22 protein-coding genes, 1 tRNA gene and 1 pseudogene are annotated in these 24,269 nt (G+C 62.0%); 12 read left to right on the top strand and 12 right to left on the bottom strand.

Features of this window, described 5'->3' with window-relative positions:
* Positions 1-110 precede the first annotated feature (110 nt).
* From ACE3Q6_RS21080 to ACE3Q6_RS21065, 4 genes are all read right to left on the bottom strand, one after another.
* Entirely contained in the window at positions 111-488 is a 378-nt protein-coding gene (locus tag ACE3Q6_RS21080) for a hypothetical protein (protein WP_374436794.1), read from the bottom strand.
* Positions 489-504: 16 nt separating this feature from the next.
* On the bottom strand, positions 505-1,008 hold the full coding sequence (locus tag ACE3Q6_RS21075) for an OmpA family protein (RefSeq protein WP_374436792.1): 504 nt from the start codon (positions 1,006-1,008) through the stop codon (positions 505-507).
* Between the two features lie 236 nt (positions 1,009-1,244).
* Positions 1,245-2,555: a tRNA (N6-isopentenyl adenosine(37)-C2)-methylthiotransferase MiaB gene (gene miaB, locus ACE3Q6_RS21070; RefSeq protein ID WP_374436790.1), complete on the bottom strand. Its 1,311-nt coding sequence runs from the start codon at positions 2,553-2,555 to the stop codon at positions 1,245-1,247.
* 64 nt (positions 2,556-2,619) lie between these two features.
* A complete protein-coding gene (locus ACE3Q6_RS21065; RefSeq protein ID WP_374436786.1) occupies positions 2,620-3,039 on the bottom strand; it encodes a GFA family protein in 420 nt (139 codons plus the stop codon).
* A 124-nt stretch (positions 3,040-3,163) separates the two neighbouring features.
* Here ACE3Q6_RS21065 and ACE3Q6_RS21060 point away from each other — a divergent pair, with 124 nt between their 5' ends.
* Positions 3,164-4,027, top strand: coding sequence for a hypothetical protein (locus ACE3Q6_RS21060; protein WP_374436783.1), 864 nt, complete (start codon positions 3,164-3,166; stop codon positions 4,025-4,027).
* Positions 4,028-4,130: 103 nt separating this feature from the next.
* Positions 4,131-4,673 (top strand): fasciclin domain-containing protein, encoded by a 543-nt coding sequence (locus ACE3Q6_RS21055; RefSeq protein WP_374436781.1) that lies wholly within the window; start codon positions 4,131-4,133, stop codon positions 4,671-4,673.
* A gap of 41 nt (positions 4,674-4,714) precedes the next feature.
* Here the strand turns inward: ACE3Q6_RS21055 and irrA are convergent, their stop codons facing one another.
* Complete coding sequence (gene irrA, locus ACE3Q6_RS21050) at positions 4,715-5,125, bottom strand: iron response transcriptional regulator IrrA (RefSeq protein ID WP_374436779.1); 411 nt, start codon at positions 5,123-5,125, stop codon at positions 4,715-4,717.
* 72 nt (positions 5,126-5,197) lie between these two features.
* Entirely contained in the window at positions 5,198-6,448 is a 1,251-nt protein-coding gene (locus ACE3Q6_RS21045) for an MFS transporter (protein WP_374436777.1), read from the bottom strand.
* A gap of 90 nt (positions 6,449-6,538) precedes the next feature.
* On the opposite strand from ACE3Q6_RS21045, the gene fabA reads away from it, so the two are divergent.
* Positions 6,539-7,048 carry a bifunctional 3-hydroxydecanoyl-ACP dehydratase/trans-2-decenoyl-ACP isomerase gene (gene fabA, locus ACE3Q6_RS21040; protein ID WP_374436774.1) on the top strand — a complete coding sequence of 170 codons (510 nt, stop codon included), beginning with the start codon at positions 6,539-6,541 and terminating at the stop codon, positions 7,046-7,048.
* A 3-nt stretch (positions 7,049-7,051) separates the two neighbouring features.
* On the opposite strand, the gene ACE3Q6_RS21035 is transcribed toward fabA, so the two are convergent.
* Both ACE3Q6_RS21035 and ACE3Q6_RS21030 read right to left on the bottom strand, forming a co-directional pair.
* On the bottom strand, positions 7,052-7,432 hold the full coding sequence (locus tag ACE3Q6_RS21035) for a hypothetical protein (RefSeq protein ID WP_374436772.1): 381 nt from the start codon (positions 7,430-7,432) through the stop codon (positions 7,052-7,054).
* Between the two features lie 256 nt (positions 7,433-7,688).
* A complete protein-coding gene (locus ACE3Q6_RS21030; RefSeq protein WP_374436770.1) occupies positions 7,689-8,030 on the bottom strand; it encodes a hypothetical protein in 342 nt (113 codons plus the stop codon).
* A 104-nt stretch (positions 8,031-8,134) separates the two neighbouring features.
* Between ACE3Q6_RS21030 and fabB the strand changes: the two genes are divergently transcribed.
* Genes fabB through ACE3Q6_RS21015 form a run of 3 tightly spaced genes read left to right on the top strand, consistent with a single transcriptional unit; the run spans position 8,135 to position 10,933 of the window.
* Positions 8,135-9,364, top strand: a complete 1,230-nt coding sequence (fabB, locus tag ACE3Q6_RS21025) for a beta-ketoacyl-ACP synthase I (RefSeq protein WP_374436768.1) — start codon at positions 8,135-8,137, stop codon at positions 9,362-9,364.
* A gap of 6 nt (positions 9,365-9,370) precedes the next feature.
* The gene (locus ACE3Q6_RS21020) at positions 9,371-10,159 is read left to right on the top strand and encodes an enoyl-ACP reductase (protein WP_374436766.1); all 789 of its coding nucleotides are present in this window, start codon (positions 9,371-9,373) and stop codon (positions 10,157-10,159) included.
* A 21-nt stretch (positions 10,160-10,180) separates the two neighbouring features.
* Positions 10,181-10,933, top strand: coding sequence for a hypothetical protein (locus ACE3Q6_RS21015; RefSeq protein WP_374436764.1), 753 nt, complete (start codon positions 10,181-10,183; stop codon positions 10,931-10,933).
* A gap of 289 nt (positions 10,934-11,222) precedes the next feature.
* On the opposite strand, the gene ACE3Q6_RS21010 is transcribed toward ACE3Q6_RS21015, so the two are convergent.
* A tRNA-Gly gene (locus ACE3Q6_RS21010) sits at positions 11,223-11,296 on the bottom strand.
* A 676-nt stretch (positions 11,297-11,972) separates the two neighbouring features.
* Here ACE3Q6_RS21010 and ACE3Q6_RS21005 point away from each other — a divergent pair.
* From ACE3Q6_RS21005 to ACE3Q6_RS20985, 5 genes and pseudogenes are all read left to right on the top strand, one after another.
* Positions 11,973-14,954, top strand: a complete 2,982-nt coding sequence (locus ACE3Q6_RS21005; protein ID WP_374436762.1) for a TrlF family AAA-like ATPase — start codon at positions 11,973-11,975, stop codon at positions 14,952-14,954.
* Between the two features lie 30 nt (positions 14,955-14,984).
* Positions 14,985-16,646, top strand: coding sequence for an AAA family ATPase (locus ACE3Q6_RS21000; protein ID WP_374436759.1), 1,662 nt, complete (start codon positions 14,985-14,987; stop codon positions 16,644-16,646).
* Entirely contained in the window at positions 16,643-17,521 is an 879-nt protein-coding gene (locus ACE3Q6_RS20995) for a hypothetical protein (RefSeq protein WP_374436757.1), read from the top strand. The genes ACE3Q6_RS21000 and ACE3Q6_RS20995 overlap by 4 nt, the downstream gene beginning before the upstream one ends.
* Before the next feature lie 671 nt (positions 17,522-18,192).
* A pseudogene (locus ACE3Q6_RS20990) lies at positions 18,193-18,567 on the top strand (MobA/MobL family protein); the annotation flags it as partial.
* Entirely contained in the window at positions 18,556-19,290 is a 735-nt protein-coding gene (locus ACE3Q6_RS20985) for a MobA/MobL family protein (RefSeq protein WP_374436799.1), read from the top strand. The pseudogene ACE3Q6_RS20990 and the gene ACE3Q6_RS20985, both read left to right, overlap by 12 nt.
* Positions 19,291-19,409: 119 nt before the next feature.
* On the opposite strand, the gene ACE3Q6_RS20980 is transcribed toward ACE3Q6_RS20985, so the two are convergent.
* From ACE3Q6_RS20980 to ACE3Q6_RS20970, 3 genes are all read right to left on the bottom strand, one after another.
* Positions 19,410-21,101, bottom strand: a complete 1,692-nt coding sequence (locus tag ACE3Q6_RS20980) for a leucine-rich repeat domain-containing protein (protein ID WP_374436797.1) — start codon at positions 21,099-21,101, stop codon at positions 19,410-19,412.
* On the bottom strand, positions 21,094-21,849 hold the full coding sequence (locus ACE3Q6_RS20975) for a lysozyme (RefSeq protein ID WP_374436755.1): 756 nt from the start codon (positions 21,847-21,849) through the stop codon (positions 21,094-21,096). The genes ACE3Q6_RS20980 and ACE3Q6_RS20975 overlap by 8 nt, the downstream gene beginning before the upstream one ends.
* A 417-nt stretch (positions 21,850-22,266) precedes the next feature.
* Complete coding sequence (locus ACE3Q6_RS20970; RefSeq protein WP_374436753.1) at positions 22,267-23,508, bottom strand: Hsp70 family protein; 1,242 nt, start codon at positions 23,506-23,508, stop codon at positions 22,267-22,269.
* A 330-nt stretch (positions 23,509-23,838) separates the two neighbouring features.
* On the opposite strand from ACE3Q6_RS20970, the gene ACE3Q6_RS20965 reads away from it, so the two are divergent.
* On the top strand, positions 23,839-24,269 hold a 431-nt coding region (locus tag ACE3Q6_RS20965; RefSeq protein ID WP_374436751.1), incomplete at its 3' end, for a hypothetical protein.

Below are 24,269 nucleotides of genomic sequence, written 5' to 3'. Positions count from 1 at the left end.
ATTTGTTGCGTGGTTTCCTACAATTTTCATGACGCTTGCCGGTTCCCGCAGCAAAACGGCCCCGGAGTGGATCCGGGGCCGGACGCTGATGTCCGCGACCTGGACGCCGCTTACCTCGGCACGTAGTCAGGGCCGGGAGCGGTCGAGGTCTCGTAGGGGCCAAGGACCGTTCCGGGCGGATACTTGCCGTCGCAGATCGGCAGCCCCGTCGCCGGGTCGAAGCGCGGCGTCGCGTAGCCTTCCACACCGTCGTCGATGATCCAGACCTGGCAGCCATCCGGATCATAGGCGATCGCGGCCTCACCATTCACCAGACCCGGATCGTCGTCGGTTCCAGAGTCGCTTGCCTTCGCGATGACCGAATCCGGGCCGCTGTAGCGCTGGACATCCTCGAAGAATTTGCCGCTGGCGCAGGCCGAGAGGCCGAAGGCCAGTACCGGGAACAGGGCCATGTGCCGGATCGGGCGGGGAGTCGTCACGGGTTTCACTGCACGCTCCATCCGCTTAGCCCTTCTTGCACAGCACTTCGACGCGGCGGTTCTGCGCCATGCCTTCGGCTGTCTCATTCGACGCCGCAGGCTGGCTTTCGCCGAACCCGGTCACGCTTTCCACGACCACGCCCACGGATTGCGCCACGGCGGCCACCGCCTGCGCCCGGGCTTCCGACAGGTTCTGATTGTAGGCGTCGGAGCCCCGGCTGTCGGTGTGCCCGGCGATCGAGAAGGCATAGGCCTCGGTCTGGCGGAAATAGTCCTCCAGCTTGGCGCGGCCCGCTGCGGTCAGCGTGGCGCTGGCCGTGGCGAAGAAGGCATCCGCGCTTTCCGTCAGGCAGGTGGTCTGCTTCATGCAGACTGGCTTGCCCGTCGCCCGGTCGCGGCGGGGAACCATGTAACCCTCGGTCCCGCCGTCGGCCCACCAGTGCTGACAGCCATCGGCGTCGACCCAAAGACCCCAGTCGATCTTTCCAGAGACCGCCGGTTCCTGCGCGGATACCATGGATCCCGTCACGAAACCGGATACGATGCAGGTTGCGGCAAAAGCCGCCAGCCCGCGCCGAAGCACACCCCTCACATCACACAACGCAGAACCCCCCTTACGCCCGTGCCGAGTCATTGATCTTCATCAGGCGCAGTTAAGCAGATCAATCAAGCGCGCAAGACGGAAAACCGCGGTGGAAACCGTGTTATCCACAACCAATTGCGTCCGTTTTCGATCAAATGGGCAAATGTGCCGCGATTCGGGCCCTAAGCGACAGGCTCAGCCGCCAGCGAGTTGCTCGACGAGGCCGTGATGCGGACACGCTGCAACTGGCCGATCTTGCCTTCGGGATGCAGGACGTGGACGGCGTGCAGGTGGTCGGACTTGCCCACCATCTGCCCCTCGCGCCGGCCTGGCTTTTCGTAAAGCACCTGCACCTCGCGGCCGACCATCGCCGCTTGCGCCGCGTGCTGCTGGGCGGTGATGAGCGCCTGAAGCTCGTAGAGCCTGGCATCGGCGACATCGGCGGGGACCGGGGCCTTCTCGGCCGCGGGCGTGCCCGGGCGGGCGGAGTACTTGAAGCTGAAGGCCGCGCCGTAGCCGACGGCCCGGATCAGGTCCATCGTCGCCTGGAAATCCGCATCGGTTTCGCCGGGGAAGCCGACTATGAAGTCCGAGGAGAGAAGGATGTCCGGCCGCGCCGCGCGGATGCGCTCGACCAGCCGCAGGTAGGCTTCGGCCGTGTGCTTGCGGTTCATCGCCTTCAGGATGCGGTCCGAGCCCGACTGAACCGGCAGGTGCAGGTAGGGCATCAGCTGAGGCACCTCGCCATGCGCGGCGATCAGGTCGTCGTCCATGTCATTCGGGTGGCTGGTCGTATATCGAATGCGCGCCAGGCCCTCGATCCGTGCCATCTCGCGCACCAGCCGGGCAAGGCCCCAGGACCCGCCCGGCCCCTCGCCGTGGTAGGCGTTGACGTTCTGGCCCAGAAGCGTGATCTCGCGAACCCCCTGCGCCACCAGCTTGCGGGCCTCGTCCAGAAGGCGCTGCACCGGGCGGCTGACCTCGGCGCCGCGGGTGTAGGGCACGACGCAGAAAGCGCAGAACTTGTCGCAGCCTTCCTGCACCGTCAGAAATGCCGTCGGCCCGCGCAGCGAAGTGCGTTCAGGCAGATGCGTGAACTTGTCCTCGACGGGAAAATCGGTATCGACCTGTCGCCCCTCGGCCTCGACCATCTGCGGCAGGCGATGGTAGGCCTGCGGCCCCACCACCAGATCCACGACGGGCGAGCGGCGCAGGATCTCTTCGCCCTCGGCCTGGGCGACGCAGCCGGCAACGCCGACCTTCAGGCCCGGCTTCGCCACCTTCAGCGCACGCAGGCGCCCGAGGTCGGAATAAAGCTTCTCCGAGGCCTTTTCCCGGATGTGGCAGGTGTTGAGCAGCACCATGTCCGCCTCTTCCACCACCTCGGTCGTGACATAGCCCTTTGCGCCGAGCGCCTCGGCCATGCGCTCGGAATCGTAGACGTTCATCTGGCAGCCGTAGGTCTTGACGAACAGCTTCTTGGCGTCGGTCATCGGGCGCGTCCTTTCGGGATGACGGGCCATTTACACCGTGACGCACTTCGCGGCAACGCCGCGATCATCCCGAGGCGGTCACGACATCGGGGCCGTCGCCCGGATACTGCGGCAGCCCGTCGCTGATGCGGTAGAACTCCGCCCGACCCTCGGTGCAGATGTGATAGCCGGGATGCAGGCTTTCCGGCCGGTCGAAAGCCCCGGCCAGCACGGCATATCGCGGCTCGTCGTTCGGTTTCCAGAACAGAAGCGAGCCGCAGGTGCGGCAGAAGCCGCGTGACGCGAAGGTCGATGAGGCGAACCAGGTGACATGCTCGGCGCCCTCCAGATCCAGGCGGTCCGCCGCGACACTGGTTGCCGCAAAGTAAAGCCCCGTCTGCCGTCGGCATTGCGAGCAATGGCAGAAAACCACTTCGCGCAAAGGCCCCCGCGTGGTGAAGCGCACCTTGCCGCACAGGCAGCCCCCGGTCTCGATCTGGTCCATGTCCCTTCTCCTCTGCGCGCCAGTCTTGCACGATCCCTACCTCACTGGACGGCTGTGGGCGACAGGACGGCTTGCATCGCCGTCGCGGATCGCAGAGTCTCGCGCCGTTCGGTTCGGACCAGTCATGCGTCATTCAGACCTTTCCAGCTTTCTCGACCGTCAGCAGGCCAAGGCTGGCCCCGTCGCACTGGTCCTGGCCGAAGACGAGGTCGAACTGGACTCGACGATTTCGCATCTTGTGAAATGCGGGTTTTCCCAGGTGGTCCTGCTGGCCCCGGATGGGGTGCAGATCGCGGAAAGCCTGGAGCCGATGGTCCATGTCGTCCGCCACGACGTCTTTGCCGAAGGCGCGCTGGTCGGCGCGGTGAACCAGGCCATCGCGGCCCTGCCGGGCACCTGGCTGCATTACTGCCATAACGCAGAATACCTCTTCTATCCCTTCTGCGAGACGCGCACGGTGCGCGAGATGCTGGCCTTCCATGCCGAGGAACGGCGCGAGGCGATGCTGACCTACGTGGTCGACCTTTATGCGGGCGATCTGGGTGCCGCGCCCAATGCGGTGGACCTGTCGGACGCCTGGCTGGACCGAAGCGGCTATTACGCCCTGGCGCGGAAGGATCCCGCGGACGGTTGGCGTCCGCGCGAACGCCAACTGGACTTCTACGGCGGCCTTCGCTGGCGGTTCGAGGAACATATCCCGTTCGGAAAGCGGCGGATCGACCGGATCTCGCTGTTCAAGGCGAAGCGGGGGTTGAAGCTGCTTCCGGACTTCACGCTGTCCGAGCAGGAAATGAACACCTATGCCTGCCAGTGGCACCATAACCTGACCGCGGCCGTCTGTTCCTTCCGCACGGCCAAGGCCCTGCGCACCAACCCGGGGTCGCGCCATGCCATATCCACCTTCCGTTGGCCCAATTCGGTGAAGTTCGACTGGCACAGCCGTCAGCTGATGGATCTGGGGCTGATGGAGCCCGGCCAGTGGTTCTGACGGTTCACGCGGCCGTGATGGGGCCGGTGAAACTTCGCTTCTGACCCCTCCGTTCCTTGGGATGTGCAGCCGGATGGTCCGGCTGGCCTGGAACGGAGCACCCATGTCCCTGAAGTCGATCCTTGGCGCCGCTGCGCTGACCGCATTTGCCTCGACCGCCTTTGCCGCGAATCCGGATGTCGGCGGCGCGCCCATGTTCGAGACGAAGAACATCGTCGAAAACGCCGTGAACTCGAAGGACCACACCACGCTGGTCGCAGCCGTGAAGGCCGCCGGGCTGGTCGAGGCGCTGATGGGCGAGGGTCCCTTCACTGTCTTCGCACCGGTCAACGACGCTTTCGCGGCGCTGCCGGCCGGGACCGTCGACACGCTGCTGAAGCCCGAGAACAAGGACATGCTGGTCAAGGTCCTGACGGCGCATGTCGTGGCGGGCGACCTCAAGCTTGCGGACCTTCGCGCCAAGGTCGGCAAGGACGGCTATGCGAACCTGCGCACCCTGTCTGGCGACGCCCTGTCGATCCGGTTCCGGGGCGACAGCGCGATGATCTATTCGGAATCGCGGAACATCGGCCGGATCACCATCGGCGACGTCGACCAGTCGAACGGCGTGATCCACGTGATCGATAGCGTGATGGTGCCCAAGTAAGACTTTTCAGCAGCGTCGGGCGGGGGCAACCCCGCCCCATTTCACGCCTTGCGCAGCCGGATGACCACGTCGACGCGCGCTACGGCCATGCCCTCGGGCACCTGCGGCAGTTGGGCGATCTCCAGCTCTTCGGCCGGGGCGTCGGTCAGCGAGTGGCTGTCTTCCCAGTAGAAATGCGGATGGTCGTCGGTCCGGGTGTCGAAATAGGACTTCGACCCGTCGACCACGACCTCGTTCATCAGGCCGGCATCGCAGAAGGCCCGGAGCGTGTTGTAGACGGTCGCAAGGCTGACCTTCTCGCCCGCCTCGGAGGACAGCGCATAAAGGCTTTCCGCCGTCACATGCCGGTTCATCCCGTCGCCGACCAGAAGCTCGGCCAGCGCAAGACGTTGCCGCGTGGGGCGGAGGCCCCCCGTCTTCAACCATTCTGCGCTGCGGTCCGTGCTGGTCAAATGCCGCCCCTGACGTTGCTTGTCCCGATATAGGGCCGCAAACCCGACCGTTTCAATGCGGAATCTGCCCCTTCAGCGCGAAATCCCCGCAAATCCGCGTGCGATTCCGCCCCAGACCAGTGCCGTCACGACCAGCGAGCCAAGACCCGCAGCGCAGAACGGCAAGAGAAGCGCCGTGCCCCGGGGCAGGAAAAGTTCGCCCAGCGACACCACCAGCCCCGACAGGACCAGCCCCAGAGGCATCATCCCCCAGGCCAGAAGCCGGTAGAGGCTGTTCACCCGGCCCAGAAGCGCATCCGGGATCAGCCGCTGGCGGGTGCTGACCGAGACCACGTTCCAGACGAAGCCCGAGAACTCCATCGCGGCAAAGCAGAGTCCCAGCGTCCACGCCCCCGGCGCCAGCGCCATCCCCAGGAAGCAGGGACCCGAGAGGGCGAGCATCCACTGCATCGTCCGCACCGGCCCAAGGCTGCGGGCGATTCGGTCTCCCAAGAGGCTGCCCGCAATGCCGCCCACGGCTCCGCCGGCAAGTGTCAGACCATAGGCCTGCGCCGAAAGCCCCAGGTTCTCTTGCGCATGTAGGACGACGCCGATCACGATCATCTGGTGGAAGAGATTCCAGAAGCCCGTGGTCCAGGCCAGTGTCTTCAGCAGCGGCAGGCCCCGCAAGAAGGTAAGGCCCTCGGCGAGTTCGGCCTTCCAGCCGCGACGATCCGTCCGGGTCGCGCGGAACTGTCCCGCCAGTCCCGCCACCAGGAAAAGCGCAAGCCCATAGGCCACCGCATTCAGGCCGAAGGCCAGAGGCAGCCAGAGCCCGATCAGGAAAGCGCCCAGCGCCGGGCCGATCAGCGCGTTCGTCAGAAGCTCCGCGCTCCAGAGCTGGCCATTTGCGCGTTCGAGCCGCTCCTGGGGGACCAAGGCGGGCAACATGGTCTGGGCGGCATTGTCCCGGAAGACCTCGGCCCCGCCCACAGTCAGCGCGGCGACAAGAAGGGCCACGTAGAGGGCTGGCGCAGAGACACCCTCGGTCGGCGCGGGCGCGAGGGGAAGGGCCAGCCAGAGGGCCGCCGCCGCGAAGAGGAACGCCGTGGCCCGCAGCGCGTCCATCGCCAGGATCAGGCGCCGCCGGTCCACCCGGTCCGTCACCAGCCCCGCGGGAAGGGCCAGCAGCGCCCAAGGCAGCCTCAGGGCCACGGGGACCAGCGCCACCAGAAGCGCATCCCGTGTCAGAAGCGAGGCGATCCACCCCCAGGCCACGACGGCAATTCCATCCGCCAGGTTGGTCATCCCGCTGGCCGTGATGAAGCGCTGAAATGCCGTCATTTCCCGGAACCCCATTCCTTGTCACGGACTTGCCTCTGTGAAGCCCCCGATGCTAGGGAGGCTGAAGGGGATCACGGGGAGACACAAGTCATGGCGGCCTATCCGACGAGCTTCGACAAGGAAGCACTTCTGGCCTGCTCGCGCGGCGAGCTTTTCGGCCCCGGCAACGCCCAGCTTCCCGCGCCGCCCATGCTGATGATGGACCGGATCACCGACATCTCCGAAGACCGGGGCGAGCATGGCAAGGGCCATGTGGTGGCCGAGTTCGACATCACCCCGGACCTGTGGTTCTTCGACTGCCACTTCCCCGGCAACCCGATCATGCCGGGCTGCCTTGGGCTGGATGGCCTGTGGCAGCTCACCGGCTTCAACCTTGGCTGGCGCGGCTGGCAGGGGCGCGGCTATGCGCTGGGCGTGGGCGAGGTCAAGCTGACCGGCATGGTGCGCCCGGACCGCAAGAAGCTGACCTATTTCGTCGATTTCACCAAAGCCATCCAGACCCGCCGCCTGACGATGGGCGTCGCCGACGGGCGCGTGGAAGCGGATGGCGAGACGATCTACCTGGTCAAGGACATGAAGGTCGCGCTGAGCGAGGCCTAGGCCTTACCAGGAATTGACGCCCAGCATCTGATCGCCGTTATAGATCTCGACCGAATTGTCCGAGGTCTTGACCCAGGTTTCGCAGACCTCCTTGCCGCCATCGAGGTCTGCCCAGGTGCGGCAGAACTTGCCGTCCTTGATCGCCCAGGTTCCGGAGATCGACAGTTCGTTGCCGTTGTCCATCTTGGCGCCGCCCTTCGCCGTCCCATCGGCGGCCAGCGCGAGTTCGCCCTTATAGCCCATGCCATCGCCGCCGAGCGTCAGCGTGATGCCGTTGGCGGTCAGGGCGGAAAGTTCCTCACCGGTCATCGGGGTGCCGCTTTGGGCAAACCCTGTCGAGGCGGCAAGGGTGAGAAGCAACGGGGCAAGCATGATCTTGTGCATTTCGGTCACTCCCTGAACTTGGACTTGGCCGGACAGTTCGCCCGGCACCCACAGGGTCGGTGGCGTGCAGAGTCGCGTCAAGTGGCACGAAGCCGGACGGGACAGGTGGAGGTCCCCTCCGTGTTGGGTATTCAGTGCCTCGGATCACGGCCAGCATCGGCATCGCCTCGGCCACGCGGACGTGTTGCCAAAGCCCGTCGCCTCGGTCCGCGCGCGCTTTTTCGTCATCGAGCGCCGAAAGATCGCGGTCGGTAACCTAGCCTCGGCGCAATAGCGCCCGGACAGGCCGCAACACTTTCCGCGCCCAGTCCGCCGCCGCCGTGGCCCGCCATCCGGTCGGGACCGAGATGTCGGATCGGCTGTACCGCTGCTGCGCGACCGACGGCGTGCAGACATAGGCCGCCACCCCCGGATGCGCGCGGCGGAACCAGGAATAGGCGCCGTCGACATGCATCGGCCCGCCTTCCGGAGAGCCATTGGGACGCTTGAGCATCGCTTCGAGGTAGCCCACCATCGCTTCGATCATGTCTCCGCGCAGGCGGATGAAATGCCCAAGCAGAAGTTCGCGCTCCGGCCCGAGAGAAGGACCTTGTGTCATTCCGGCAGGCTTGGCCCGCCCCAGACAAGCGCAGCGCCGCCCAACCTCCTTGCCCCCTCCCCCCCTGTGCCCTAAACAGTCCTCAAGTCACGGAGGGAGGCCCCATGCGCCGCGTCGTCATCACCGGGATCGGCATCGTCTCGTCCATCGGCAACAATGCCGCCGAGGTCGAAGCCAATCTGCGTGCCGGAAAATCCGGCATCGTCTTCGCGCCGGACTACGCCGAGCACGGCTTCCGCTGCCGCGTCCACGGCGCGCCGAACATCGTGCTGGAAGACCACATCGACAAGCGCGATCTGCGCTTCATGGGCGACGGCGCGGCCTATACCTTCATCGCGATGGATCAGGCCGTGAAGGATTCCGGCCTGACCGAGGCCCAGATCTCGAACGACCGCACTGGCATCATCGTCGGGTCCGGCGGGCCGTCGACGAAGTCCTTCTTCAAGGCCCACAACATCGTCCGGGAAACCGGCTCGCCGAAGCGCATCGGCCCCTTCGGCGTGACCAAGGGCATGTCCTCGACCGTCTCGGCCTGCCTCGCGACCCCCTTCAAGATCAAGGGCGTGAACTATTCGATCACCTCGGCCTGCTCGACCAGCGCCCATTGCATCGGCAACGGAACCGAGCTGATCCAGATGGGCAAGCAGGACGTGGTCTTCGCCGGCGGTGGCGAGGAGCTGGACTGGACGCTCTCCTGCCTCTTCGACGCGATGGGCGCGATGTCGTCCAAGTACAACGACACCCCCGAACGCGCCTCGCGCACCTATGACGCGCACCGCGACGGCTTCGTCATCGCCGGCGGCGGAGGTATCGTCGTGCTGGAGGAACTGGAACACGCCAAGGCGCGCGGCGCGAAGATCTATGCCGAGGTCACGGGCTACGGCGCCACCTCGGACGGCTATGACATGGTCGCCCCCTCAGGCGAGGGCGGCGAACGGGCGATGCGCGTCGCGCTCTCCACCCTGCCCCAAGGTCGCAAGATCGACTACATCAATAGCCACGGCACCAGCACGGTCGTGGGCGACGTGACCGAGGTCGAGGCGATCCGCCGCGTCTTCGGCCAAGGGTCCACGCCCCCCATCGCGTCCACGAAGTCGCTGACCGGCCACTGCCTTGGCGGCGCGGGCGTGTGGGAGGCGATCTATTCGCTGATCATGATGAACGGCAACTTCATCGCCGCTTCGGCCAACGTGGAAACGCTCGACCCAGGTCTCGATCCGTCCGAGATCGTGACCACGATGCGCGATAACGTGGACATCGACTCGGTCCTGTCCAACAGCTTCGGCTTCGGTGGCACCAACGCCACCCTCGTCATGTCCAAATACCTCGGGTAACGCATCATGGCCGAACTGATGAAGGGCAAGCGCGGGCTTGTCATGGGCGTGGCGAACGACCGTTCCATCGCCTGGGGCATCGCGTCCGCGCTGGCTGCCGAGGGCGCGGAACTGGCCTTCAGCTACCAGGGCGAGGCCTTCGGCAAGCGCGTCCAGCCGCTAGCGGCTTCGGTCGGGTCGGATTTCCTGATCGACGTCGACGTGACCAACGAGGAAAGCCTGGATGCCTGCTTCGCCGAGGTGGGCCGTCGCTGGGGATCGCTCGACTTCGTGGTCCACGCCATCGCGTTTTCCGACAAGAACGAGCTGACGGGCCGCTTCATCAACACGACCAAGGGCAACTTCCTGAACTCGCTGAACATCTCCTGCTTCAGCTTCATCGACATTGCCCGCCGGGCCGAGCCGCTGATGCCCAACGGCGGCACGCTCATCACCCTGACTTTCCAGGGATCGAACCGGGTTTCGCCGAACTACAACGTGATGGGCGTGGCCAAGGCCGCGCTGGAATCGGCGACCCGCTATCTGGCCAACGACCTTGGCCCCCAGAAGATCCGGGTGAACGCGATCAGCCCCGGCCCGATGAAGACACTGGCCGGGTCGGCCATCGGCGGCGCCCGCGCGACCTTCCGGCACACGGAGGAAAACGCCCCCCTTCGCGCCAACGCGACGCTGGAGGCCATTGGCGGCACGGCGGTCTGGCTCTGCTCGGACTACGGGGCCTCGACCACGGGCGAGATCATCCACGTCGACGGCGGCTACCATGCCCTTGGCTTCCCGCAGGCCGAAAACCTCTGACGCATCGGGCGGGCAGGCAGCATGACCCCGACCCCCCGCTATGTGACCGATGTCAGCACGCAGGGGCCGGATTTCACCGTGTGCACCCTGCTGCGGGATCCCGAAAAATACGACCGGCTGCTCGCCTCGTTCGCCCGCGCCGGGTTCGACGGGTCGAACAGCGAATTCATCGCGGCGGACAACCGCGGGACCAACCGCTTCGACGGCTACGACTGGCAGAAGGCGGTCCTTGCCGAGGCCCGGGGCCAGTTCGTGATCTTCTGCCATGACGACATCGAGCTTCTCGAGGCCGGCCATGCCGAGCTTCTGGCCGCGCTGGCCGCCTTGGATCGGACCGACCCGGACTGGCTTCTTGCCGGGGTCGCGGGCGGACGCTACCGGCCGCGCAGCCATCACCGCCGCTTCCTGCGGTTGCGGATCTCGGACCCGTATGGCGAGGATCGCGTGCTGGGCTCCGTCCCCGGCCGGGCCGAGACGCTGGACGAATGCTTCATCCTCATGCGCCGGTCCCGCCCCGTGATCGGGTCCTATGACCTGGACGGGTTCCATTTCTATGGCCCCGACCTCTGCCTCCAGGCCGAGCTGCTGGGCGGCAGTGTCCATGTGATCGACTTCCACCTTCGTCATCATGGCGGGGGCACGAAGGATGCAAGCTACTGGGCTGCGCGCGAGAAGTTCGTGCGGAAATACGCGCCGATCTTTCCGGGGCGGTTCCTGCACTGCACGACCGGCGTGGTGCATCTGGTTCTGCCCGGTGACACCCATGGCGGGTAGGTCACCCTCTTTCGCTGCTTGCCCGAAAGCCTGCGGAGGCGGTCGGACCCCGCATTCGGATCGCCCGCTACGTTAGCACCTGCGCGGCCCGTTCGCTTGGCTTGAAATATCCGGGAAGCCGCACTGCGGGCATGTGGGAGGAAAGTGTTATTTGGAGCGGCCGGCGGGAATCGAACCCGCGTCTCCTGCTTGGAAGACTAGCGCGTAATCTTGGAAAAATTTATTTAAATCAAAGCCTTGTCGCTCACCAAGCGAGGATTTTGTCTGCATTCTGTCGGAAAGTGATTCTTGGAGCGGGCGGCGGGAATCGAACCCGCGTCTTCTGCTTGGAAGGCAGAGGTCTTACCATTACACAACGCCCGCGCTATTTTCGGTAGGTATTCGGGACCGGCCTTCTCGTCAAGACAGGACTGTCCCGGAGGTCTGGCGAAGACTTTCCACTCGCGCTTGTAGCGACAGGGAGGGAGGGAAGCGGACGGTCGCAGCACTTAGAAGGAACGGCTAGAATGGAGTCCGTTGCTGATGAACGCCCTTCGGGCAACAAAGTGCAAGAAGAGGACGTTTGTTCATACCTCGGGGGACCCCATTGAGGTGTTCATCCGCGCAGCCAACAGCGCTTTAGGAAACCGGCCGATCCTAGATTCTAAGACCGGATGGCCCTTTGTATGATTTGGCGGCTCGGAGTGGCCGGCTTCGTCATATTCTGAGACTCAGTCCTGATAGTTCGAGAGGTAGGTCTGTTCTAAAGCGCGTTCACATCAGCAGCCCGAAGCACGTGGCCTGCGAGAATGAACCTCGCCACTCACATGATGTTCGACCAGCCGGACAAAGTGTTTGCCATCCGACATCGGAGGAGCTCTCATCCCCTAACCGAGACCCCACCCGCCGGCCGATCGGTCCAAAGCCGCCCGCGCTAGTTGAGCATATGTTTGGCCACTACGGCCCTTACAGGTATAGATTGGACTGGCACGCCTCGAGTAGAGCCTTAATATCGGCTCGCTAGTATGACCTGATACCTTGGGCGCGGTCGGAGTTTTGGATGGCAGGAGCAGTCGAAAGAGGATCGCTGTGGCACGGGTGGGATCCCCATATTCACGCACCAGGCACCATTCTTTCAGACCAATATCCTACAGACGAAGGCTGGGAGCACTTCCTCGGCCGGATCGAGTCGTCCGACCCGCCCGTTCGGGTTCTCGGTATCACCGACTATTACAGCACGGCGACCTACGAAAAAGCATGCGCCTACAAGAATGCCGGCCGCATGCCGCAGGTCGATCTTATCTTCCCGAATGTCGAACTGAGACTCGGGATCGGGACGAACAACGGTAATCCCGTTAACGTGCATCTGCTTGTCTCGCCCGACGACAACGACCACCTCTACCGCCTGCACAGTTTCCTCGCCAACCTCGAATTCGAAGCTCTGGGCGAGCGCTACCGCTGCACTCCCGAGCAGATCCGCGCGCTCGGTCGTGCGCATGACCGCTCCATCTCGACCGATGCGAAGGCCCTGGAGGTTGGCACCAATCAGTTCAAAGTTGATCTTGCTAATCTTCGAGAGGCCTTTCGTCATAGTTCTTGGGCGCAGGACAATATTCTGATTGCCGTCGCAGCGAGCAGCACCGACGGGACCGCAGGCTTGCAGGCAGATGCGTCGCTCACCCGTCTGCGGCGCGAAGTCGAAAGTGCTGCGCACATCATCTTTTCTGGGCGCCCGGGCGACCGAACTTTCTGGCTCGGCCAGAGCCAGGCCATGTCGGCTGAAGACATCATTGCGCAATATGGCGGGCTGAAGCCGTGCATTCACGGCAGCGACGCGCATCGACCCGGACGCGTGGCCGCCCCCGATAACGACCGCCGTTGCTGGTTGAAGGGGGACCTTCGCTTCGAGACTTTGCGCCAAGCCTGCCTCGAACCGGATATCCGGGTCTTTGTCGGCGTGGCGGCCCCACCCGCCGCGCCTCCATCTCAGACCATCGATGGTGTAATCGTCAGCAATACGACGTTCCTGTCTGTGCCCTCAGTGCCGCTCAACCCTGGCCTTGTCGGCATCATTGGCGCTCGTGGTTCCGGCAAGACGGCCCTGGCAGACTTCATAGCGGTCGGTGCCCGTGCCTTCTCGCTACACTCGAACCGACTGTCGTTTATCGATCGTGCCCGCGAGCATCTTGGCGGCACGAGGATTGATCTCGGTTGGGGTGACAAAGCCGAGTCGGGTGCGGCCATCGACGATCTTGGCAGCTTTGCTGACGCTTCAGATCCCTTGGTCCGCTATCTGAGCCAGCAATTCGTCGATCGGCTCTGCTCCGCCGAGGGGATGACAGATGAGCTTCTCGAGGAGATCCAGCGAGTGATCTTCATGGCCCATCCGACCGAGGAACGACAGGGCGCGGCCAACTTCGCTGAACTACTCGACCTGCGCGCGGGCACGGCTCGCACGGCCCGCGCGCACTATGAGGACGAACTGCGCAAACTCACTGCTGAGTTCACCGTCGAACAGGAAAAGGCCGCTAGTGAGTCAAGTCTTCGCAAGCAGCTTACTGGGCTTCAAGAGGCGATCCGCAAAAGCCAAGCGGATCGCCTCGCTTTGGTAGCCAAGAGCGGCGGGAGCCAAGAGAGGCTGCACGCCTACACTACGGTTGCAAATGCCCTTCAGGCCCGCCGTTCACAGTTCGAGCAACTCGAGCGCCGGAAGACAGCATTAGAAAACCTCGCCGCAGAGGTATCGCTCTACAAGACCCGTTGGGTTCATGACCAATATCGCCAGCTTCAGCAGCGGCACCAGGCCGCACAGATCCCGGCTGACCTTTGGCCGCGCTTCATGCTGAGATTCGCTGGTGACGTCGACGGGACGGTCCTGGAGCAGCAGCGAACTAATCTCCAGGCGCTGAGCGAGCTGCTCGGTACGTCGCCGGCACCGCCGACGACACCGGAGACGTCAGTTTTGCCTGCCGGTGCCGACTTGGCGCAGCAGACGGTCAGCGTCCTTGCCGCCGAGACCAAGCGTCTCGAAAATCTGATTGGCGTCGACAGGCAGGCGTCGCATGCGCTCACACAATTGAACAGCAAGATCGCGGCTGATGAAGGTCGAGCAGCCAGTCTGGCGCGTCAGATTGAGTCTGCGAGCAAAGCACCGGCTCGTATTGAGGAAATTCGTCGCGATCGGGTGAACGCCTATCAGAAAGTGTTCGAAGCACTGGTGGCCGAGCAGGACGAACTCCGGGCGCTCTATGCCCCACTGACTGCGCGCATCGAGGCGGAGAGCGGATCGGCGAGAAAGCTCGCCTTTATCGTCCGCCGTCGGGTCGACTGCGAGCAGTGGGGCGAATGGGGCGAACGGCTTCTCGATCTGCGAAAGGGGTCGACGTTTCGGCGCGGTACGCTTGCGGAGTTGGCCTCCCGGTTGCTCTTGCCCGCGTGGTCAGACGGAACGCCAGCACTGGTCACACAAGCTCTCGCTCAGTTCCGCGAAAGTTATGACAATGCGCTGATCGAATGCTGCCCCCATAACCTTCGGGATCCGGCCGATGCAGCGAAGGTGCGGCAGTGGGCCGGTCAAATCTCGGCATGGCTCTACGGCACGTCACATATCGATATCGCTTATGGGGTCCAGTACGAGGGCACCGATGTCGAACGCCTCTCGCCGGGTACGCGCGGTATTGTGCTACTATTGCTGTATCTTGCGATCGATCTCGACGACAGTCGTCCGCTCCTTATTGATCAGCCGGAAGAGAACCTCGATCCAAGATCGATCTTCGAGGAATTAGTCGCCCGCTTACGGAGCGCAAAGCAACGGCGCCAGATCATCATCGTCACACACAACGCCAATCTAATTGTTAATACGGACGCCGATCAGGTGATCGTCGCGACTTGTGGCCCGCATAGGCCCGGCGAGTTGCCGGAGATTTCCTATACCTCTGGTGGGCTCGAAAACCCGGACATTCGTGCCTCCGTGTGTGACATTCTCGAAGGCGGCGAACATGCCTTCAAAGAACGTGCCAAGCGACTGCGCGTTCGGATTTGACACGGCTTTAATTGGTCTCCTAGACAAATGGTGAAGGACAACGTTATGGACGGCTATCGAGTAGTGTTCGTTAACGAGATTGGCCTCACGCAGGCGATCGAGCCCGGCACGATCGCGATTGCCCCTAGCTCCGACAACTGGAATGATTTTGGTGAGCGCATCCTGATAGAGCAAGTGATTCAGCCGCGCCTCAACAGTGAGTTTTCGAATGCGCGGCTGGAGTTCCGCGGCTTCTTCGGCTTCCTCGAAAAGCAGAGTGGCAAGTTCGATACGCTGCATTTGCGCGAGCTAGTGGACCAGGACACGGCGACCTCGGTGCCGGCCGAGAAGGTCCCGCCCTATTTCACGATGCTGCCGGACATGGATAGCTATCGGCGCATCGTAGGGCAGCTCGGCCCCGACGAGGCGCGTTTGGCCTTGCGTGCAATGAACGACATGGTGGAGGCGGATGACCGACCATATGGTCAATCATGGGTGCGAACCGCACGCGAGAGCCGCATCTTCCTTAACGCCTTTCTCCGCCGGAGCGATTCATTTTTTGCGTGGAAGAATGCGGCACCGATCCTGCTTGGTGTCGAACATGAGGAACTCGACCGCATATCCAAGGGTGCCCGTATCCGGTTCCAGCTCGCGGGCCGCCCCAACCCCCATGACATCAAGTTCCACTTCGCGCATGGCGACGACGTCCTGCCGCAGCGCTTTGCCATCGTGATCGGAAAAAATGGCGTCGGCAAAAGCCAGACTCTAGCGCAGATCGTAGATGCTGCGCTTCGCGGCCTAACCAAGCTGACCGATCTCCATGGGGACCGGCTGGTCTTCAACAGGATCCTCGCCTTCTACCCTTCGGCTTCTTCCATATCGGTGTTTCCGAGCGAGAGGCGCAAGCGTGCACGTGTCTGGTATCGGCGCTTCTCGATGGTGAGCGGTCGCTCACGCCAAACTACTAGCGACCTGATAGTTCAGCTTGCACGCAACATCGGGGCAATCGCCGGGCAAAGCCGATACGAAATCTTCCTCAAGGCGATCGGCGCTATTGAAGGCCATAGCGAGTTGGTGCTGCGCACCAAGGCCGGACAGCGTGATCCGATCTCGCTATTGCAACTTAACCACGGTAGCGAACAGGAAAAGCTCGACCGCTACTCAGCGATCAACATTCGCTCCGAGCCGGTCCGGCTGATCGAAGGCAGGACTTATAGGCTCAGCAGCGGCGAGCTAAGCTTCCTCCGCTTCGCAGCACTTACCGGCCTCTACATCGAAAATGGCACGCTGTTGCTGTTTGACGAGCCTGAGACGCACTTGCATCCTAACTTCATTAGTCAGTTTGTCGCTCTACTCGACAGGCTGCTCGAACAGACCGGGTCGGCGGCGATCTTGGCGACGCACTCGGTCTATTTCGTGCGCGAGGCGATCGAGGATCAGGTCACTGTACTCCGCTCGGATGCCGAGCGTAGGATCTTCGCCGAGACGCCGACGCTCAAGACGTTTGGTGCCGATGTCGGCGCGATCTCCTATTTCGTATTTGGTGAGGATCAGCCGTCGCGGCTGGCGCAGGACGTCGAGACCAAAATCTTGGCGGAGAACGGGTCGTGGGAAGAGGTCTTCAACACCTACAAGAACCGAGTATCGCTAGACTTACTTGGTGAGTTTCGCGCCCGCGTCGAGGGCAACGATCGCATGGTTGATGGTCAATGAATCGGCTCGATCCGCCAAACTATTTTGACGACGATGCCGCTCTCGACGCGCTGGCTCTCAACAGGCGCCTCAAATGCCATCCGCAGTTCGCGGCGCAGGTGCCCGCTATCAAGGGTGGGTATGCGCAGTATGTTGCGGCTAGCGGCAATGCGCACAGTGTCGCCAATGTTGCGCTCCCAGAGCCGATCAAGGCGCAGCTGAAGGCGCTCTATGCCTCGCCATCGAAGGAACTGCCGCACATCGATCGCATCCGCGAGCAGAGCGACGCCAATTGCTGTCCGATGTGCGGGTCGTTTCACAGTGGCACGCTCGACCATCTGCTTCCGAAAGCCGTTTATCCGGTGTTCGCGATCTTTAGCCGAAATCTGGTCCCAGCTTGTATGTGTAACAGCAAGCGGACCGAGCAGGTGATCGGTGCCGCCGATGAGCGTATTCTCCATCCCTATTTCGACGATGTCCTGCGCGAGCGCCTGTTCGTCGCCCGATTCGAAGAACTGGGGCTTGCGCCTCGGATCACGCTGCGACCACTGCTTGCTCTTGGACACCCGCAAGCCGCGGCTGTGCGCTTCCACATGACAAATGTTGTCGAGCGTACGTCGATCCTGCGGTATTTGCGGACCAGCTGGACCAATGTGCTTCGCCGCCCTAGCTTAGCTGCGGCCGAACTGCGCGTAACGCCGGCGTCGCGGCAGGCGCTTGCGGACACCATCACGACCGAACTGCACCGTCAGGATGATACGTTTGGAAGCCGGAACAATTGGCGCTCGGTGTTTCTTGCTGGGTTGCTCGACAATCAGACGCTCGACTGGCTCTTCGCGGCATTCGAAATGCCGGGCAGAGAGCAAGACGGGCCACTAGTGGACGGGATCGTCTGACCTTAACTAACTTCTGCCTTCAGGTCCTGCGGCGTGTTCGGTGGACAGCCGGGATGGTGGCTTAAAGTGAGCGTCGGCTCAGCGACGGTTGAGTGGCAGCTTTGGGCCGATTATCTCGATCACGGGAAATGACGCGCCCCTAAGGGCGCACTTATGCAAACTCTCCATCGCCTGCGGCGCTTCCGAGATTTGCGTGCGGTCGCTTCGGGGGCAAAGCACCCCGCCGACGGCGTCCCCAGTCCGTCGCATGGTGCGACGGATCAGGAAGCGCGTCCCGCCATCCCGAACCCTTCTCGACCAACCTGCGCGGTTAGATTGCGCCCCGCTGTCCCTGCCACCCTCCTTGGAACTGGGCCCGAGAGCGGGGCGGTTCCGCGAGGGCGCCCGTGCTAGCGGGCGATCCGGTTCCGCCTGTCCCGAGAGCGGGCCTGGCCGCCGGATCCGGTTTGCCGCGCTGCGCTTGTCCAGCAAACGGCGGGCCATCCTGGCGATGGTCGCGAGCATGCCTGGCAGCATGACCGCCCGCCTGTCGGCGTTGCTGCATTTCTGCCAGTCTGCGCACGGGCCTGCTGGACAGCATGGCCAGCTGACCGCTTGGCCGCTTGCCTGCCTGTTTGCCTGTCTGGCAGTCCGCCTGCCTTTACCCCTTGCCGGTTCGGTTGGGCGCGGCCATGGCCAGCCACCACCTCTCGGTCAAGACGATCAAACGCAGCGCCGGACGATCCACCACGGCGGCGGCGGCCTACATGTCGGCCCCCGTCATCCCCTGCGACCGCGAGGGGCGTATGCACGACTACACCGTAAAGCGCGGGATCGAGGCCTGCGTCATTCTCGCCCCCGCCGACGCGCCGTCCTAGGCGCACGACCGGGCCGCGCTGTGGAACGCCGCCGAGGCGCGTGAGAGCCGGTCCAATTCGGTGACTGCCCGCGAATGGGAACTAACCTTGCCGTCCGAGATATCGGACGCCGCGCGGACCGACATCGCGCGGGCCTTCGCCCAGGCGCTTGTCGAGCGCTATGGCGTTACGGCAGACGTGGCGATCCATGCCCCGCACCGCGAGGGCGGATCAGCGCAACCATCACGCCAATGTCCTGACCACCACGAGGGCGTTGACCGCAGCGGGGCTGACCGACAAGACCCGCGTTCTCGATGCCGCCAGCACGGCGGGCCGGAGATCGAGGTCCTGCGTGGCTACTGGGCCGACCTCCAGAACCACGCTTTTGATCTGGCGGGGCAGGAGGAGCGCGTCGATCATCGGTCATTGGAAGCGCAGCGCGAAGAGGCGCTGGACCTGGGCAACACGTTGAAGGCCGAGGAGCTGGACCGCGAACCGGAGCGCAAGCTTGGCCCCGCCGCCAATGCCATCGAGCGCCGCGCGCAGCTGGTCGCCGAGGCCGAGGGCCGCGAATATGAGCCGCTGACCCAGTGGGGCGCGCGGGTGCATGCCGTGCGCCAGGCCAAGGCGATGTTCGCGGAAATGCGCGAGCGGCTGGAGCTGGCGCGTGATGCCTGGGCAGAGGCCCGGGAGGAGGGACATGGCCATGTCAGCGCCGGGCTGGCGGCCCTGCGCGCGGCCGCAGGGCGGCAGGCGAAGGAGTTGGCCCCCGACGAGATCAAGCAGCGCCTAGCGCGCATTGCCGGGCGGGAGCAGAACGAGGAGCATGATCACACGCCGGAGCAGGGGAGCCGGGACATACGCGGCAGACTTGCCGATGTGTTGGGCAAAGCCAAGGCTAAAGATCAGGAGCGGGAAAAGGATCGTCAGTAGCAACGCGAGCAGGAGCTGGACGAAGAGCGCAAGCAGCAGCGTGAACCCGACAGGGATCTAGGCTGGGAGCTTTGATGTTGACGCATCGAAACACCAAGCCGCGCCCTGTGCGTCTCAAGTCAGTCTTTGAAGGAAACAGCCAGGTCCGAATTGCCATCAAGAATCTTCGCAATCCCTGGGCTTCCCTCCCACTTCTTCTTAACAATTAGAACCTCTAGACTAGGGTGACCAACAAATGCCGCCAAGTCATCTTCATCCAGAGACTCGCTCCGCGCGTCCAATGTGTCGAGTGATCTGAGAACCCCAAGAGCATTGAAGTTCGAAATAGGCGCATTCCAAGCTTCCAACTTCTCAATGGCAGTGCTCAAGACTGGAGAAATATCAGTGACCTTCGTGAACGATATCTCCAAAGTCTTTAGCTTTCTAAGTCTGCCAAGAATTGAAATATCGGAAATACTAGTTCCATGCAAGGAGAGCGATTCAAGCGCAGTTAAGTTTCTAAGGTAATATAAGTCGGCGTCAGAAATCCCAGTCAGCTCCAAATCAAGATACTCAAGATTTGAAAGCCCGGAAACGAATTCCAAGCTCGTCGTTTCTGTCTCCCGAAGATTTAGCGACTTAAGTTGCTTGAGTTCTCCAATTTGCGAAAGTGGATTAAATTCTTCGAACTTAGTGCCGAGAAGCGATAGCTCTTCGAGATACGAAAGATCAGCAAAACCACTATACCCGCCAGAACCTACAGCTTCATAAAGGCCACCGCACAGCCCAGCATCCCTTATCTCAAGTCTACGTAAGCCAATAATTGTTGCAGCAAGTGCTATGTCCTCAGCGTAAACGCAGCCACGTAGGGTTACAGATTCACCATCAGACCGACGATAAGTGGGTACGATGTCACCAATATCTACTGCTTCACGAATGCGCTCAATAGTTTCACTATCGAGCTCGTGAGTGATTGACAGATTTTGGTCATCTTGAAAAGCAAACAGTACATCTCTTAAACCGGGAGAATAAACGAAACGATCGGAAGTCAACATGGAAGTGAGATAGGCGATTGAAAGGGTGCGGAAATTTGGGTTTTCACCGAAGTTGGGGTGGTCCTTTGCGGCCTCGGACTGCACCCATCCCAGTAACCCCTCGATCGCGCGCCGCTGATCAGAGGTCAGGGGCGTTCCAGGCGGGTTTCTAGCTACAGTTGAGGCGCTTGCACAAGTCTCAAAACCTTCGCGCGCCGCATCGGTGCTTTGAAGACGATCAGGATAGAGCTCGTCGACAGTTTTCCTTATCTTTATGATTGTTTCAGAAATTGCGCCCCAATCCCCGCGCATCCGGCCCACAACGCACCCTGCAAACTGATCCGCTTCTGTCTCCATGATCTTACTGTCCACGTTAACGTACGCGAAATGACCGTTCGCAAAGTGGCCGATCTCATGAGCGATAATCATGGTTAGGGGCCACTGGTCTTGGCCGCTGATCTGTGCCAACCAATCTGGGTCGTATACGAGGAAGCGACCTGGCTTGCCTTCCTTTAGTTGGTTAGTGTCGACTTTTGCAAAGGCAGAACCTGCGCCGGTGCACTCAACAATCTGAATGTCCTGAAGGACCAGTCCGGAAGCGGCAATTACGTTATTAACTACATTCTCAATCACACCCCGTGAAAATCCCAGTATCTCACCTTCAGGTCGATTGCTTGAGAGGTAGCTGTCGATACATGAGTTGGCTATGGTGCTGTCGGCGTACGCAAACGAGTAGGGCGCGCCACCTAATAGCGCCATCAGCGGAAGTCGTAGAGATGATGGCGATAGGTTACTCACCTGTTTCAATATCAACTAGCGCCGATACATCTGATGTTGCGCCAAAAGACTGGCACTCTAGACGAGAAAACTCTTCTGACTTCCGTTTGGATAGGGCTCCAGAGAAAAGCATGGCCTCACAACTCCGGCGAATCTGTAGGCCGCGGAGAACCGTTCCTCCTGCTCGGACCCAACGTGCAAATTCACGCTGTGCACCAGAAAAGTCTTTTTTATTCGTTTTGGATAGAAGAGTGGACCTCTGGAGATTTCCACCGCCAACGTTGAAAGCAAAAGATACTAGCGATCCGAACTGGTCGGCGCTCGTTTCAACAGTGACGACCTTCCCAACGAAGCGGCGGGCAATCAGAAGGTCTTCTGACAGGAGTTCCAGCCCACGCTCTTCACTGATGCCATTGGCCCACTCGTCCATGGTTACGTGCGCTTTGATTTCGGCTTCGGTTAGAGAAGCACAAGTTTTCTTAGCGAACAGCCGTCCGAATCCAATTGTACAGTATCCTGCCGGGTCATCGTACTTTTGTGGGAACCAGCCTTCGAAGTGCGCAATCATGTTAAGCGCGTAACCGGGTATTTCAGGTGGTGTAGTGACTTCCGTAAGGGTGGCACCCAAGACCGAAGTGCCGCCTGCACGAGCTTCCATTAGTTCGACTGCGAAGAGGGAGCGAAGTGCAGGTTCATCCGCCTTCTCCTGTGCCAAGGCGGGCATAGAGACAAAGGCGATGATGCAGAGCACTAAAAGGCGGAGTTTCATCGGTTCACCTCGTGATTGGTTCCAAAGGTTCCACTAGCGTTCGTACTTTCCACATTTCTAGCGGTATAGTTGCACACTTTTGTCGACAAAGGGAGTGGGTGTTGGGTGGTTTCGTGTGAAACTAAGGCGGTCGACCTGTTCGAAAGGGTCGTTTCTGTCCCGACCGACTGGTGGTACGAGGAATCAAGGGCTTAGGTCGGCCAAAACCCTACGACAAGACCTCTTTAGTTCTGGGAGTGTTTCGTCCCGGTTGAGGCTAATCGGCACCAAGATCTTCGTGCGCCTTGAACGAATGACCGCTTTGGAGGAACCGCGTCGCTTCTCGTCACAGGTCTGAACGACCGTTATGGGCCGTCCTTGTGCGTCATCGTTCAAAGTTCATAGGGCTGTGTGCCGGCGCGGAGCTCGTCGCTTGGGTCAAACCGATTGCAGCGGCGTTTCGTCGCCTGCGGAGATGGCCAGACCATCCGCGACAGCCGTGAACACCTCGCTGAAGGAGTGAGAAGCTTGCGGAAACATGTCTCTCATGGTCTGGGAGACCAGGGACATCAGGCTGGAGCCTCCGACATAGACTACCTTCTCGACCTGCGCTGGGTTCAGGCCCGCGATCCGCAGTGTCTCGCGTGCGCCTTCCGCTAGTGCGTCCGCATAGCGGTCAAGGGTTTCAGCCAGGGTGTCGGCCGACAGTGGAACGGCCAGGCCCCGCTCGATCCCGTCCAGCAGGATGAATGGGCTCGCATTCCCACTGTTGGACTCGATCTTGCCGCGCTCTACGGCGAAGCTAAGCTCATGCCCCAGTTCATCTTCCAACACCCTGGCCAGTCGGGCAAGTTTCTCCGGCTCATGCGCCAGTCGCACCATCTCGGCAGCAAGTCTTCGGTTCTGTGGCGTATAGAGGAATGCGATCTTCTCCCAGGTCGCAAGGTCGTGGAAGATCGCGTTCGGGGTCGGGGTGCTGCCCGAGCCCAGGACCTTTCGCAGGTCGGTCCCTTTGCCCAGATGCGGCATCACCCGGTCGATACTGATCGTCCGGTCGAAATCCGTCCCGCCGATGCGCACGCCGTGGTTGGCGAGGATCGTCACCCCCTCTTGACCCGAGCGGAACAGCGAGAAGTCCGAGGTGCCGCCACCCACATCGACGATCAACCTGGTTCCCCCTTGGTCCCCTAGCGCGCCGCTGGCGATAGCTGCGGCCTGCGGCTCGGGCATGAACGCCACCTCACGGAACCCGGCCGCACTGTAACAGACGCGCAGATCCGCTTCGGCGGCGACTTCGCGGGGGTCGCCCGCCGCATGGAAGACCACCGGCCGCCCTGACAGGACACGGTCGAAGCTCATCCCCGCCTCGGCCTCGGCCCGCGCCTTCACCTGGGCCAGGAAGCGGGCGATGACATCGACGAAAGTAACCCGTTCGTTCAAGAGTTGGCGGGGCTCATGCATAAGGGGCGTGCCAAGGATGCGCTTGAGTGCCCGCATGAAACGACCGTGGGCACCGTCGAGCAGCGCTTGGTTGGCTGGCTCGCCTATCAGCATTTTCCGCGTGTCGAAGTCGAAGAAGAAGGTCGTAGGGATGGTGGTCTGGCCAGACGCGAAGGAGATCAGTCGGGGTCTTCCATCGCGCAGATAGCCAGCGGCGGTGTTCGAGGTGCCGAAATCCACCCCCAGCCCAGGAGCTTTAGGCGTCATGCTCATTTTCCTTGTGCCGCGCGGAGCCGGTGTCCGTAGGCAGCCCGCAGGAAGGTGTCAAGCGAGTGGTGGGCGCGATCTGTATATCTGGTTTGCACATTGCGGAGCACGTGAGCAGTACTGGGCACCCCTGCGATCCGGGCATGTTAACCGGCAGCTAAGGGCCGCGTTCAGTCATTCAGCGCCATGCCCATTAGTTCCAGGAAACCGCCAGTGTTTGCATCGCGAGGGGAAGCATGCGATACTCAATCCTGAGGCGAGCTGCAGATATTGGGCCGGTCGACCTGTTGCGGGAATATGTTGATGTTCAAGATGTTCCGAACATTCTTTCTCATCGTTTTCCTGGCTCTGGTGCTCAAACTACTCGTTGGCGAAGAAGCGCCGCGAGCCGGGCTTCCCGCCTCGTCCAAGGAGTTAGCTTCGTCTAGCTCGCCTGCTCTTGCAGGAGTTGAAGTGATAACTTCGGTTGCGACGGACGAACCTGCAGCTGCGATAGCCCCCGCTGGCTCTGACCTGGTTGCGGATGAGTCTTCTGAACCAGTGCCTGCGAAACTGCCCACCAAGCTCTACGTCACCGGCTCAAAGGTCAATTTGAGGGATGGTCCTTCCATAAGGGGCAAGGCACTAGGACAACTGGCAGAAGGGACCACGGTTGAACGGATTTCGCAGGTAGATGGTTTGACCTGCCACTGGTCTTTCATCCAGCTGCGACCGGAGCCGGTAGCTGATTTACG

Origin of the sequence: Tabrizicola sp., from assembly GCF_041913445.1 — a bacterium.
Classification (GTDB): domain Bacteria; phylum Pseudomonadota; class Alphaproteobacteria; order Rhodobacterales; family Rhodobacteraceae; genus Tabrizicola.
The sequence above is the reverse complement of the archived record's forward strand: the minus strand, read 5'-3'. Positions and strand labels throughout refer to the sequence as shown.